The organism is Halomicronema sp. CCY15110 (assembly GCF_016888165.1).
Taxonomy (GTDB): domain Bacteria; phylum Cyanobacteriota; class Cyanobacteriia; order Phormidesmidales; family Phormidesmidaceae; genus Halomicronema.
This window is the reverse complement of sequence record NZ_JACSWC010000191.1, coordinates 1-258: the sequence shown is the minus strand read 5'-3', so window position 1 is coordinate 258 and position 258 is coordinate 1. Positions and strand designations below refer to the sequence as shown.

The following is a 258-nucleotide window of genomic DNA, read 5'->3' as shown; positions in this document are numbered from 1 at the left end:
CGTAAAGAGAATGGCGGCCGGTTCCCCCGGTTCCAAAAAGTCGATTTCGGCGCTGACGCTGTCGATCGCTTCCCGACTCCGCACTGCTTTCAAATCCACGTAGTAGCGATCCAGGTCGGCCCCGGTGAGCGCCCCCAAGTTGCACACGCGAAACGCCTGCTTCAAAGTCGTTGCTCGCCCGGTGGCTGCCTCGGCCATTGTCCAGTTATCCCGCTGGTGATGCCCAATTTTAGCGGCAATCGCGGTTTCCGTAAGCTT

General features: G+C 59.3%; 1 pseudogene. It reads right to left on the bottom strand.

The features are described 5' to 3' along the window. A pseudogene (locus JUK32_RS05700) lies at positions 1–198 on the bottom strand (ATP-binding protein); the annotation flags it as partial. Between the last annotated feature and the right edge of the window lie 60 nt (positions 199–258).